Source organism: Pseudarthrobacter sp. YAF2 (assembly GCF_052113345.1).
Lineage (GTDB): Bacteria > Actinomycetota > Actinomycetes > Actinomycetales > Micrococcaceae > Arthrobacter.
Genome location: NZ_JBFRDA010000008.1, coordinates 91798 through 104733, shown reverse-complemented (window position 1 = coordinate 104733; position 12936 = coordinate 91798). Strand labels below are relative to the sequence as shown.

Sequence of the window (12936 nt, the reverse complement as noted above, 5' to 3'; positions counted from 1 at the left end):
GCCCATGTAACCCATGGCTACCGGATCAACCCTAGGTCGTCGACTACCCACCCCGCATCGCCAAACCTCACCATCGCGACGCTTCCCGTATTCGTTGCCGCTGTCTTCTCTTGATACGGGCTTCCGTCTTGGTTACGGATGACCAATTCTTTTTGCAGTACCTGCAGAATCACTTGCATAGAACCGTCGGTGGCAGGTTTGGCGGTTGCGGCCGGAATTTCGATTTGCCCGCCAGAGATCCACTTGCCTTCAGCCCAAGCAGCTCCGATGTCGTTGACAAGTCCTTGACAAAATGAGCACTCGGCTTTCGAAAACTTCGATAGCGAAGCAGTGTCACCGGTCTCGTACGCATAGCTAAGAACCGAGAACCAATATTTGGTAAAGGCTTCCGCGCCTTCCTTCGTCTCAGTCTTCGCCACCTCCGGAAGCACGGGGACGGGGACGTTCTGGGCGGGGCCGGATGCGTCGGCCGGCTTGTAGACGGCGCTGGGCGTGGGCGTTGGATTGGCCGAGGCGCTCGATGTGCCGCTCTCTGATGCCGCCGGGGAGGTTGTGCCTGGATCTGCAGGTGACGAGCCCGCGCAGCCGGCCAGCAGGAGCGAGCCCGCGACCACAACGGCTCCCGCGCTGAGCCGCTGCGGACGGGACCAAAAAGCGCGCCGCGTAAAGAGGTTCTGTAATGTCATGGGCCGCTATTCCCCCAATAGTTTCAAGACGGCTTGCTCCGAACAGTGACTTAAGGGTAGCTCAGGTCACAATGTGGCGCTAAGACTTATCCACAGGCTCGCCAACGGTTTTACCACCGCCGCGCACGGCAAAAAAGTCATAAAGGAAGCCGGTGCCCGCTGGCACCGGCTTCCTTTAGAAAAGACCCAAATAAAGAAACCTCGCTATTTCCCGGCCGGAAGTACCAATTCCCCTGTCTTGTCGGTGGACAAGGCGAGCGACGAAACATACTGCGGGCCGCCGTCGGGCGCGTCCTGTGCTGAGCGCACCATGTCCGGCCGTTCGAATTCCATCCCGGTCACGTGGCAAAGAAGCTTGGCATCGCTGGGGTTGCCGTCGGCGTCGAACATGGGCAGGTCAATCCCGTCGCCCGTGCGCCGCAGGTAGTACCGCCCGCGGGTCAGCAGCGCCAGGACGGGAGGAAGGATCAGCGCCAGGCCCACCGCGAAGATCGGCGAGTACGGCTGGATCGCCGAACCAAACGCGCCAAAAAATACCGCAATGGAAACACCCGCGGACACCAGCATGGACACGAATCCAACCGGGTTCACGGCGTACAGCATGCCGCGCCGAAACTCCGGCACCTTGGGCGAGATCTTGAGCAGGTACTTGTTGATGGCGATGTCCGACGCCACCGTAACCACCCAGGCCATGGCGCAGTTGGCGTAGAACCCAAGGATGGTGTTCAGGAAATCGAACATGTTCGCTTCCATCAGCACCAGGGCGATCAGCAGGTTCACCACCACGAACACCATCCGGCCCGGGTAGGTCTTGGTGATCCGGGTGAAGGAGTTGGTCCACGCCAGCGAGCCGGAGTACGCGTTCGTTACGTTGATCTTGATCTGTGAGATGACCACCAGCACCACCGCCAGGGTCATGGCCAGCCAAGCCGGCATCATCTCCTGGTAGACGCCCAGGAACTGGTGCACCGGCTCGTTGGCGGTGGCTGAAGCGGCCGGGTCAAGCGTGGCGATCAGGTAGATGGCGATGAATAGCCCCACGGTCTGCTTGATGGCACCGAAGATCACCCAGCCCGGCCCAGCCAGGATTACAGCCCGCCACCAGGCTCCCCTGTTGGCGTCCGTACGCGGCGGCATGAACCGGAGGTAGTCGATCTGCTCGGCGATCTGCGCCATCAACGACAGGCACACCCCGGCGGCAAGCATGACTGACGCGAGGTTCGGCCCGCCGTCACCGGTCGCCCCCGTGTACGTAAAGAAGCTGTCAATGCTCTCGGGGTGGGAGATCAGCAGATACCCCACCGGGACCACCATCAGGAGCAGCCAGAGCGGGGTGGTCCACACCTGCAGCTTGGCAAGGGTGTTCATGCCGTAAATCACCAGCGGAATGATGATGATTGTGGACGCGGCGTAGCCCATCCACTGCGGAATACCGAGCCCCAGCTCCAGGCCCTGGGCCATGATGGAGCCTTCCAGGGCAAAGAAAATGAAAGTGAACGTGGCAAAGATGACGTTGGTGACCACGGACCCGTAGTACCCGAAGCCGGAGCCGCGGGTGATCAGGTCCAGGTCGATGTTGTAGCGGGCAGCGTAGTACGCCAGCGGGAATCCGGTGGCGAAGATGATCACTGCCGCCACCACGATTCCCAGGATCGCGTTGACGGTGCCGTACGAAATGCCGATGTTGGCACCGATCGAGAAGTCCGCCAGGTACGCGATGCCGCCCAGCGCGCTGGTTGCCACCACCCCGGCGCTCCACTTGCGGTATGAGCGCGGTGCGAACCGGAGCGTGTAGTCTTCCAGGCTTTCCTTGGTGGCATTGAGGGCGGCGGTGTTGCCCGCCGTCGGGGTTGCCGGAGGATGTCCGACGACGGCGGCCCCCGCGGGTGCCGCGGGTTCCAGCAACTGCTGGGTATCCAGGTCCTGGCTCATGTATGCCTGTCTCTTCCGATGGGAGGGTCATGTCTCGAAGCGACGCTATCCAGCCGAAACGACAGGGCGGTCACGGAACTGTTTCGGCGGCGTTAAGTATTGACTGAAGGTGTCAACAAAGTCCGTGTTCCGGCCTTGTGGGCAGTCCACAAAAATGGCAACCGCGCACGGAACTAGCGTCGAAGGGACATACCGGCGAGCCAAAGGACAGCGATGACGAATTCCCCTCCACTGCAGGACCACTCCATTCTGGAAACAGCCAGGAGGCAGGTCCTGGAGCAGGGCATCGGCCTCGACCAGGCACAACTGCTGGACGTCCTCCGCCTCCCTGACGACGCACTCCCGGCACTCCTGGACCTGGCCCACCAAGTCCGGCTGCGGCATTGCGGTGAGGAGGTGGAAGTGGAGGGCATCATCTCCATCAAGACCGGCGGCTGCCCCGAGGACTGCCATTTCTGCAGCCAGTCCGGGCTGTTCGATTCCCCGGTCCGCGGCGTGTGGCTGGACATTCCGGAACTGGTCAAGGCCGCGAAGGAAACCGCCGCCACCGGCGCTACGGAATTCTGCATCGTGGCTGCCGTCCGCGGCCCCGACATCAAGCTCATGAACCAGGTCAAGTTCGCCATCGACCGCATCAAGCAGGAAGTGGACATCAATATCGCCTGCTCCCTGGGCATGCTGACCCGGCGGCAGGTGGACCAACTGGCCGGCTGGGGTGTCCACCGCTACAACCACAACCTGGAAACCGCCCGCAGCTACTTCCCGCAAGTGGTCACCACCCACACCTACGAGGAGCGACTGGAAACCTGCGCCATGGTCAAGGATGCCGGCATGGAACTGTGCTGCGGGGCGTTGATCGGGATGGGCGAAACCCTTGAGCAGCGCGCCGAACTTGCCGCGCAACTGGCGGCCCTTCAACCACACGAGGTTCCGCTCAACTTCCTCAACCCCAGGCCGGGCACACCCCTCCAGGACCAGCCGCTCATGGACGGAAAAGACGCCCTGCGCGCAATTGCGGCCTTCCGGTTGGCCATGCCCGGCACCGTGCTGCGCTACGCCGGCGGCCGCGAACTCACACTCGGCGACCTCGGCACCCGTGACGGTCTCCTGGGCGGCATCAACGCCGTCATCCTCGGCAACTACCTCACAACCCTGGGGCGCCCGGCCACCGCCGACCTCAACCTCCTGGTGGAGCTGAATATGCCCATCAAGGAATTGCAGAAAACCCTATGAGCAGCCCGGACCTGCTCCCGCCGGCTGAAACGCCCTACTGCGAACTCTGCGGACTTCCGCTGCAGGCTCATTCCCTGCAAGGGGTCGCGCCCACCGAGGAGGAGTACGACGGCGGCGACGCACCGCCGTCGTACCACCACGCCAGGTGCGCGGTCCTTCTCCAGCTGGAACCGCCGCGCTTCTGCGCGTCCTGCGGCCGCAGGCTCAAGGTCCAGGTTTCCCCGCAGGGCTGGTGGGCCACGTGCTCCCGGCACGGATTGCACGCTTCGTAAAGGGGACTCCGGACCCTGGCGCGTTCCTACCCGGACGAGAACAATGGCGGCATGATGTTTGAACATGCGGACGGCAATCCCGTCCTGGAACTCGACGGTGAGCAGTCCTGGCGGCTTCTGGCGGCAACGCAACACGGCCGGCTGGTGGTTTCCGTTGCGGGCGAACCCGACATTTTCCCGGTGAATTACGTGACGTCGAACCGGAAGATTTACCTCCGCACGGCGCCGGGGAACAAACTCGCGCAGCTGACCATCAATGCCCGGGTCCTTTTTGAGACCGATGGCATCCTTTCCACGGAAGCGTGGTCCGTTGTGCTGCGGGGAACAGCGCGGGTGCTGAGCAACTCGGACGAGCTCGCCGCCATTGAAGAGCTCGGCCTGAAGACCTGGGTTCCCACGCTCAAGGACTTCTACGTGGAAATCGACCCCACCTCCGTCAGCGGCCGGCACTTCGTATTCGGCGAACAGCCGGAACGGGAGATCTAGGCACTCCTAGACTGGAAAGATGCCGGACACTTCCAGCGAAGCCAAACCCACTGCGGACAAACTCACCCCCGAGCGGCGCAGCTGGAACATGTCCCGGATCCGCGGCAAGGACACCAAACCGGAGTTGCTGGTGCGGCGGCTCCTGCATGCCAAGGGCTACAGGTACCGCCTCCACGGCACGTCGGGCGGCTCCAGGCTCCCCGGCAATCCGGACCTCGTTTTCGCCGGCCGCCACAAGGTGATCTTCGTGCATGGCTGCTTCTGGCATTTCCATGACTGCCGGGTGGGTCAGCATGCGCCCAAGGCCAATGCTGACTTTTGGGAGGCAAAACGCACCCGCACCCGGGAACGCGACGCCGAACAACTCCGCCGGTTGGAAGACGCCGGCTGGAAGGTCCTGACCGTCTGGGAGTGCGAAATGAAGGACCCCTCAGCCCTCGAAGCCCACCTCCTCCACTTCCTGGAGGCACGCCCCTGACGGTATTGGAGCAGCAACCCCTATCCCCTAGCTCCTCCGGGCCAACAGGGCTGACTTGAAGGCGGCGGCCGACGACGCACTGCTGTTGATGCGCCAGTCGGTTTCCTTCTGCATATGGAACCAGACGAAGCCCATGACGTCAGGTTGGGCGGCCAGGTAGGACACGAGGTCCGTGTTCCATGTCGCTTTGGAACCGCCCAGCTCGCTGGACGCGGTCTCGGCGATCAGGACCGGTTTTCCCGGGGCCAGGGTGCGGAGCTGGGAGATTCCAGGGGCAAAAAGGTCAACCGGGGAAATCCAGCTGCTCCAGGTTTGCGACGTGCCCCAGTTGTAGCCGTCCAGTGCCACAACGTCGACGTACCCTGCGCCGGGGAACAAGCCTGCCAGGTCGGTCGACCCCCAGTAGGGCACGTTTGGCGACCACACCCATTGGACGTTGACGGCACCTGTGGCGGCAACGACGTCGTGCACATGCCGCCAGGCGGCGACGTAGTCGCCGGACTGGTTTCCGTTGACGCCCTCCGCCCACGGGTACCAGTTGCCGTTCATTTCATGGGCGAAACGCAACATGACCGGTTTGCCCCACGCAGCGATTGACTGCCCCCACTGGGTGATGGTCCCGTCGAAATCGCCGGCGGCCACCCGGTCCAGGGCGTAAGCAGGCTGATCCACGCCACCGCCCCACGCCCACGGCTCCCACGTGACCAAGGGGGTGGCGCCCCGCGAGCGGGCGGCGTCCATCTCAGCCACCGGCGGCGCTTGCAGGAAGTCCTTGTAGATCATCAGGATGGACGGACTTTCACCGGCAAGGGTGGCCACCTCGTCCAACTCGGTGCTGGCCAAGGGGCCCCCGGGGTTGGCAACGCCAAAGCGCAAGGCCGCGGTACTGACGGCGGGAGGAGCCGGAGCCGGGGCCGCCTCCACCACGAAAGTGGCTGATGCCTTGATGGATGAGGTCTTGGTGGTAATGCCGATGCTTCCGGTGGACGCGGCCGGAATGGTGATGCCGGTGCTGAACGCCCCGGTTGATGTGGTCTGGAACGGGAACGTTGCCGAACCCACAATTACTGTCCCGGTGGTGGACGCTTTGAACCCGGTTCCGGCGACCGTCACTGCGGAACCGGCCGGACCGGACGCAGGGTTGAGCGTGATTTGCGGCGATGTGGCCGCGCTGGCTGGTTGGACAACGGAAAAGACCAATCCGGAAGCCACCAACAAAGCAAGGACAAGGGTCTTCAGCGAACGAAACACGGCAATCTATCCCCAGATTTGAAGGCGGCCAGGCCGCTGGTGTGGTAGCGCAAAAAGCACTGGCTTGATGATAGGGCCAAAAACCGCAATCTCATCAAGAAACCCGCAATTAAATTCCCAACCACGGAAGCCGTACGGGAACAGACCTAACCTGAACAAATACCGGTTCCCTCGCGTATCCGGCTGGTTCCATGGTCCGCACGTTCAGCCGAAAGGAGTGTCATGAGCACACCAGATGATGCACCCAGACCGCTGGTGGACCCCTCGGTCCTGGACCGGCTGCGGGAGGAACTTGAGGAAGAAGAGGGCTACAGCCGGGTCTTCGTGGCGAACTTCATCGACTACCTGCCGGAGCGGCTGGACAAGCTGCGGCTCGCCCTCACCACCGGTGACCTGGAGGGTTCCATGGACGCGGTCTTAAGCCTGAAGACGGCAAGCCAAATGGTTGGCGCTGAACGCCTGGCGGGCATGGCCCAGGACCTGGAAGCCGAGATCAGGGCAGAAGCGCGCCACGCCGACATGTCGGTGGCATTGCCGCGGCTGGCGGCTACGTTCCTGCGGCCCATCACCCAGTGCAGCAGGCAGACCATCCACCGGCTGCAGGCTCAGTGCTGTCCCGGCGCCAAACGGTAACCAACGCCGCGGACCGTCTGCAGCCACCGCGGCTGCTGTGGCGAGTCACCCAGCTTCTTGCGCAGGTTTCCCATGTGGACTTCGACGGAACGTTCGTCAGCCTCGCTGATGTAACTGCCGACGTCGTAATCCTCGTCCCGGAGCCTGCGCACCAGGTCCGACTTGGTCCGGACCGTGCGGCCCGCCTCAAGGAGCGCATACAGGAGCTCGAATTCGGTGCGGGTCAGGTTCATTTCCTTGCCGTCGACGGTCACGGTGCGGGACGCGTAGCTCAACTCAAGGCCGTTGTGGCTGAAGTTTCCACGCTCGGGGTGGGCAGCGCCGTCGGCCGACGGATCCACCGCGACCTCGCCGGGGTCCGGGACGGACCGTGGGCGTCGCATCATGGCCGCGACCCGGGCACGGAGCTCCCGTGGGCGGAAGGGTTTGGTGAGGTAGTCGTCCGCCCCCGATTCGAGCCCGATCAACGTGTCCAGTTCCTCGGTACGCGCCGTCAGCATCACGATGTACGCGTCCGAAAACTCCCGGATCTGCCGGGAAACTTCAAAGCCGTCAATGTCCGGCAGTCCCAAATCCAGCGTAATAACGTCAGGATTCAGGCTCTTGGCCATCAGCACGCCTTCAGCGCCGCCGCTGGCGACGGTAACGTCAAATCCAGCCTGGGTCAGCACAGTGCGAACCAGTTCCCGAATGTCGTGGTCATCTTCGATGACCAGACCCACACGTGCCTCACTCATAGAGCCCCCTCAGTGCCAACGTCAGAAGTATAGCTGGCTGCGGATATCCTGCTGGTATGGTCTCGAACACCCCGACTTCTGCGTCTACCGAACGATGAGCAACCCCACGGCCTGGTCCTCGGGTCGGCTGCGGTTTTTCAAGCGGCCCTTCCATGAATACCGGCTGACGGACCGGGTGGCCCTGAGCCAGATGCCACTGTTCGTGACCACCATCCTTACGGCGTTCCTGGTGTGGGCGTTTTTCCCGGACACGATGGACGACCCCCTGTTTGTCACGTTCCTCATTTCCCAGCTGGTCCTGATGGGGCTTTGCTACGCCGTTCCATGGGACCGGCTGCCCTACACCAGCTTCCTGGCCATTCCCGTGCTGGACTTCATCTCCATCGGCGCAGGCCGCGAAGGTGGCCAGGAAAGCCTCACCGGCATCAGCCTGCTGGCCGTATTTCCGGTCATCTGGCTCTGCGCTTCGGGGTATTACCCCAAGGCGGCCCTGTGGTTCTCCTTCCTGGGTCCGCTGGCCATCATCTGGGTGCCCCTGTTCCTGGAAGGCAACGACACCCCGCAGGACTACGCCCGGTCCCTCCTGCTGCCCGTCATGATGCTGGGCATCGGCGTTTCCGTGAGCGTCCTGACCCTGAGCATGATGCGCCAGCAAAACCAATTGGAGGAAAAGGACGAACAACTGCGGGCCAGCCTCCATACCAGCAAGCGGCAGGAGGCGCTGCTGAACACCATCCTGGATACCGTCCACCTGGGTGTGCTGGCGGTGGACGCCGACGGCCATGACGTGCTGATGAACCGGAAGCAGCGGGCCAACCATGAGCTCGCCCGGCCAAAGGACATTGCGGACCCCAACGAGTCGCAGCTCCTGGTCTTCGGCCCGGACCGGAAGACCCTGGTCCCCGTGGAGGAGCGTCCGGTCCGCCGCGCCGTCCTGGGGGAAACGTTCACGGACTACCTGGTGTGGCTGGGTGAGGGAAGCCGGCAACGGGCCCTGGTGACCACAGCGCGCGCCATGAAGGATTCCGACGGCCGCTTTGCCGGCTCCGTGATCGTCTTCAGCGACGTAACGGACCTGGTAAACGCCCTCGCCGCCAAGGACGACTTCGTCTCCAGTGTCTCCCACGAGTTCCGCACCCCGCTGACGTCCATCCTGGGGTACGTGGAAATCCTCCTCGCCGACGAACCGGACCAGTCACAGCGCGAAATGCTGGAGATCATCCACCGCAATTCCGAGCGGCTGCTGACCCTGGTCTCGGACCTGCTGGCCAGCCGGAACGGCCAGCTGATCGTCACGCCCCACACTGTGGACGTGGCCGAGCTGGTGCAAAGCAGTGTGTCCTCGGCGATGCCGCGGGCTGCCGCCGCCGGTGTGGAATTGCGTGCCGAAACGCCGCCGCAGCTCGAGGCGCACGTGGATAGCGCCCGGATCTCCCAGGTGCTGGACAACCTGGTGTCCAACGCCATCAAGTACTCCCCCGACGGCGGCGAGGTGGTGGTGACGCTGGCACAGGAGGACGGACACCTGGCCTGCCGCGTGGCCGACACGGGCATGGGCATGAGCCCGGAGGACGTCTCCGAGGTCTTCGCCAAGTTCTTCCGCACCAGCAACGTCCGGCGCACGGCCATTCCCGGGGTGGGGCTGGGCCTGCCCATCAGCAAGGCGATCGTCGAGGCCCACGGCGGGACCATCGACGTCGACAGCACGCTTGGCAAGGGGACGACGTTTACGTTCCGGGTGCCCGTCTAGCGGTGCGGACTACTTCGCCCCAAGACTGCCGGGCGAGTTCCCGGATGGAGCCCAGGATGTCAGACGGCGGCTGGCTGAGGTCCAGCGGGAACTCCACAATATCGATGTCCGTGTTCAGGATCCGGCGGAGTTTGACCTCGCCCTTTCCGGCGTAGACGAGCCAGGCGGTGGGGACCGCAAGCGCGGTGCAGTGGGCCAGCATTTGGTAATGGTCGGCGGTCAGGGAAGCACCGGCGTCGGAAGCTGCCCGGTATTTCGCGTTATAGGCCACCACCGGGCGTCCACCCAGCATATGGACAGCGTCCGGGCGGACGGACAGCCGGTCCGAATCGCGTACCGCCTCGCTGAGGAGGGCGTTGTAGCGCAGCCGCAACTCCCCCGGGTACGCCGCCATCGCCGAGCGCAGCGCGGTTCCCACAAAGTCTTCGAACACCTGGGCCATGTCCACCACGAACGACGCGGTCTGCTGCTTGCCCTCGCCGGCTTCCGCGGATGCGTTCCGGAGGATCAGCTCAGCCAGGCGCAGCACGGCGTGGTAGCGCAGGTTCATCCGGGTGGGTTTCCACGGCGGCCCCGGGCTGCCGGCTGGAAGGCGGGTGACGGCGTCGAGCTTTCCCTTCAGCTGGCGCAGCCTGCCAAGCACCTCCGGCCGCACGCCGGGTACCTTCCCCATCCGTTCCAAGGCCGCACGCAGGATCCTGTTTTCGGCGATGTCTTCGGTGAACTCGTCGTAGGAGACCTCCAACGGGACCAGCATTCCGGGGCGGCGGGAAATCTGGTCCGAAATCCGGATCCGCCCCTTCACGGTCCGCAAGGACTCGTCCACGGTGAGATAGCCTTGCAGGACGCCGCGGCCCAGAGCGCGTTCGGCCAATTGCGCCAAGGACTCCGCCAGCGCGCTCCAGAGTTCCCGTTCCTCATCAGCGGCCACCGCGTCCGGCCGGAAGCCCTGCTCCCCCGCGTAGCTGAGCAGGAACAGGAGCCTGCCCAGCCCCAGCCGGTCCTTGGGCCGGACGTCGAGCTGGACGGTAGAGGTCCGCACGGAGCCCACCTTGCCCACCGGCTCGATCCGGTACAACCCCAGGCCCATGGGGGAAGCCTTGGCCAGCCCACTGGAGTTCAGGAAGGAAGCGCTTGGCGCGTCCAGCCGTTCCACCATGCCGCCGGAGAGCTCGTCCAGGACCAGGTGCCGCACGGACACCCGGGGGTCAGCGCGCTGCAATGCGTCCCAGCAACTGGTCCAGTCCGAAGCGTTCCTCCAACTGGGCCCTGGTCAGCTGGCCGTGGTAGTGCTCCTCCAGCAGCGGCATCAGCTCGTATTTCCAGATCCGGCGCAGCCCGGCCGGGTTCTGGGCCGCCGGCTTCATGAAGTAGGACGGCCCGATCATCAGGTCCCGGTCCCACTCGTCAATGGCCCCGTTCAGCGCGTCCAGCAACAGAGCAGGAGTGGTGTCCAGCTGCCGGGCCTCCAGGAACCGGAGCAGGGAGCCCTTCACCGGCTCGGTCTGCGGGTGCAGCTCAATGAAGGAGAAACGGCGGCGGATGGCGGCATCCATCATCGCAATGGACCGGTCCGCGGTGTTCATGGTGCCGATGATGTACAGGTTGTCCGGCAGCGTGAAGGGCTCGTTGGGGCTGTACTGGAGGTAGATCCGGTCATCGCGGTACTCCAGCAGGAAGTACAGCTCGCCGAAGACCTTGGCCAGGTTGGCGCGGTTCATCTCATCGATGATCAGGAAGTACGGCTTCCTCTCGTTGCCGGGCTTCGCAGCTTCTTCCGCCAGCCGCCGCAGGGGGCCGGCCACCAGTTTGAAGGACACCTGGCCTTCGTCCGTCTTGTCCGGCCGGTAGCCCTCGAAGAAATCCTCGTAGGCGTAGGACGGGTGGAACTGCACCAGTTTGACGCGTTCGTCCGTGGTGTCATCCGCAAGCTCCGCGGCGAGATGCTTGGCCAGGTAGGTCTTGCCGGTGCCGGGCGGACCGTAGAGGACCAGCTGGCGGTTTTCCTCGAGCAGCTCGGCAATCTCCTGGAGCGGTTCCAGCTCCATGTGCAGGGACGCCGCGAATTCGGGCGTCAGCGGGCGGAAGCCTTCCTGGACAGGAGGGACGACGGCGGCGCCGTCCGTGTCGGCGTCGGGCTCGGTTTCCGCCTCGGCGGGCAGCAGCGCCTGCAGTTCCTGCACCACCTTGGTGGCGTCCACCACGATGCCGGGGGTGCTGAGCTGGCGCTGGACGTGGCGGGGAAGGCTGGTGGTGGTGTGGCCGTCGTCGAACCAGCGCACCTTGCGCCGCAGCCGGCGGTTGTCGTCGTTGTACTCCGGCTCGCCCAGCACGCCGCCCAGCCGCACCGTGCCGGCGTGCTGGTAGAGCACCAGGTCGCCGGGCTTCATGACGGTGAGGAAGGCCAGGACGGCGGTCTTGGTGTCCTCGCGCTCCACGTAGCCCAGGTGCTTGTAATCCTCGTCCACGGCGTGTTGGACCACCCCGGCGGCGACCCCGGGCTCCAGGGGCCGGAGATGTTCGACGTCGAGGGTCACCTTCTCCTCGGCGTGCCAGGCCGCGAGCAGCTCGGTGTGGTCACCGTGGGTCCGGAGCAGCCAGGCCCGACGTCCGGGGTCGCCCACTTTGCGCCACTGGCTGACCAGTTGCCGGGAGTACCAGTCGATGCGCTGGCCCGCCTGCTCGTCGAGGTGCAGGCGGATGCGGTGGATGTCCGCGGTGATGTCCTCTTCGCTGTCGCCCTTGGCCCCGCCCACGAGCGAGGCGAAAGCGTCCCGGATTTCCTGCCGTTCCACGTCCGCGACTACCGGTTCGAAGTAGCTGGGCCACGCCAGGAATTCGATGCTGCGGCGGATGGCGGGCTGGTCATCCGGTGTGGATGCTGCCAGGCGGTGGAACTGCAGCGGATCCTTGATGGCGGCCTGCACCACGGCGGCCGGCCGCTGCGCGACATTCCGGACGAACCTGCAAAGCCACTTGAGGTGGTCCCAGATGGTCCAGTTGAATTCGGCCGTCCGGTCGCGGATCACTCCGTGGTCCGTCATGCCCGCGTACAGCTCTTCGGGAAGCTCCAGCGGCGGCTCCAGCCAGCCGGCGGCCTCGGCCACCCGGGCGCGCTTGACCTTGAGGGACTTCACTTCGTGGGCCAGCGGAAGGGACTGCAGGAAGAGCAGTTCCACTGCCAGCTGCTTGGCGCCGCGGGTGGCGCCGTCAAGGTTCTCGCGGAGGTTGGTCATCATCGGGGCCTTGGGATCCGGAATGCCCCGATCCAGGCGGTCCAGCAGTTCCGAGGCCGCCGCAACCGACCACGTCCGGGTGCGCCCATCCAGCGGCGACGCCTTCCCTTGCAGGCCCGGGCCCAGTACGAACCACGCTGCGTCCTCGATCTCCTTGGAGATGCCGAGGGCGCGGGTCATGGCAACAGTGGCGGTGGGGGTCATGCCCTCAAATTTACAGGGTCAAGCTGGGCGGCCGCTGC

12 protein-coding genes are annotated in these 12936 nt (G+C 64.5%); 6 read left to right on the top strand and 6 right to left on the bottom strand.

Annotated elements, in window-relative coordinates:
* Positions 1–17: 17 nt before the first annotated feature.
* Entirely contained in the window at positions 18–686 is a 669-nt protein-coding gene (locus AB4Y79_RS10135; protein ID WP_441860993.1) for a DUF6318 family protein, read from the bottom strand.
* Between the two features lie 204 nt (positions 687–890).
* Entirely contained in the window at positions 891–2618 is a 1728-nt protein-coding gene (locus tag AB4Y79_RS10130) for a purine-cytosine permease family protein (protein WP_441860990.1), read from the bottom strand.
* A 213-nt stretch (positions 2619–2831) separates the two neighbouring features.
* Here AB4Y79_RS10130 and bioB point away from each other — a divergent pair, with 213 nt between their 5' ends.
* Genes bioB through AB4Y79_RS10110 form a run of 4 tightly spaced genes read left to right on the top strand, consistent with a single transcriptional unit; the run spans position 2832 to position 5087 of the window.
* A complete protein-coding gene (bioB, locus tag AB4Y79_RS10125) occupies positions 2832–3851 on the top strand; it encodes a biotin synthase BioB (RefSeq protein ID WP_441860987.1) in 1020 nt (339 codons plus the stop codon).
* On the top strand, positions 3848–4123 hold the full coding sequence (gene bsaP, locus AB4Y79_RS10120; RefSeq protein WP_441860985.1) for a biotin synthase auxiliary protein BsaP: 276 nt from the start codon (positions 3848–3850) through the stop codon (positions 4121–4123). The genes bioB and bsaP overlap by 4 nt, the downstream gene beginning before the upstream one ends.
* 51 nt (positions 4124–4174) lie before the next feature.
* Positions 4175–4609, top strand: coding sequence for a pyridoxamine 5'-phosphate oxidase family protein (locus AB4Y79_RS10115; RefSeq protein WP_441860983.1), 435 nt, complete (start codon positions 4175–4177; stop codon positions 4607–4609).
* Positions 4610–4628: 19 nt separating this feature from the next.
* Positions 4629–5087 carry a very short patch repair endonuclease gene (locus AB4Y79_RS10110; RefSeq protein ID WP_441860980.1) on the top strand — a complete coding sequence of 153 codons (459 nt, stop codon included), beginning with the start codon at positions 4629–4631 and terminating at the stop codon, positions 5085–5087.
* A 27-nt stretch (positions 5088–5114) separates the two neighbouring features.
* Here the strand turns inward: AB4Y79_RS10110 and AB4Y79_RS10105 are convergent, their stop codons facing one another.
* Positions 5115–6338, bottom strand: coding sequence for a glycosyl hydrolase (locus AB4Y79_RS10105; RefSeq protein ID WP_441860977.1), 1224 nt, complete (start codon positions 6336–6338; stop codon positions 5115–5117).
* 222 nt (positions 6339–6560) lie between these two features.
* Here AB4Y79_RS10105 and AB4Y79_RS10100 point away from each other — a divergent pair, with 222 nt between their 5' ends.
* Entirely contained in the window at positions 6561–6971 is a 411-nt protein-coding gene (locus AB4Y79_RS10100) for an Hpt domain-containing protein (RefSeq protein ID WP_441860974.1), read from the top strand.
* Here the strand turns inward: AB4Y79_RS10100 and AB4Y79_RS10095 are convergent.
* The gene (locus tag AB4Y79_RS10095) at positions 6944–7708 is read right to left on the bottom strand and encodes a response regulator transcription factor (RefSeq protein ID WP_441860971.1); all 765 of its coding nucleotides are present in this window, start codon (positions 7706–7708) and stop codon (positions 6944–6946) included. The two genes, AB4Y79_RS10100 and AB4Y79_RS10095, sit on opposite strands and share 28 nt — an antisense overlap.
* A gap of 94 nt (positions 7709–7802) precedes the next feature.
* Here AB4Y79_RS10095 and AB4Y79_RS10090 point away from each other — a divergent pair, with 94 nt between their 5' ends.
* The gene (locus tag AB4Y79_RS10090) at positions 7803–9458 is read left to right on the top strand and encodes a sensor histidine kinase (protein WP_441860969.1); all 1656 of its coding nucleotides are present in this window, start codon (positions 7803–7805) and stop codon (positions 9456–9458) included.
* Here AB4Y79_RS10090 and AB4Y79_RS10085 read toward each other — a convergent pair.
* Together AB4Y79_RS10085 and AB4Y79_RS10080 are read right to left on the bottom strand one after the other, a co-directional pair.
* Complete coding sequence (locus AB4Y79_RS10085) at positions 9436–10680, bottom strand: 5-methylcytosine restriction system specificity protein McrC (RefSeq protein ID WP_441860966.1); 1245 nt, start codon at positions 10678–10680, stop codon at positions 9436–9438. The two genes, AB4Y79_RS10090 and AB4Y79_RS10085, sit on opposite strands and share 23 nt — an antisense overlap.
* The gene (locus AB4Y79_RS10080; protein WP_441860964.1) at positions 10667–12898 is read right to left on the bottom strand and encodes an McrB family protein; all 2232 of its coding nucleotides are present in this window, start codon (positions 12896–12898) and stop codon (positions 10667–10669) included. The genes AB4Y79_RS10085 and AB4Y79_RS10080 overlap by 14 nt, the downstream gene beginning before the upstream one ends.
* Positions 12899–12936: the final 38 nt, after the last annotated feature.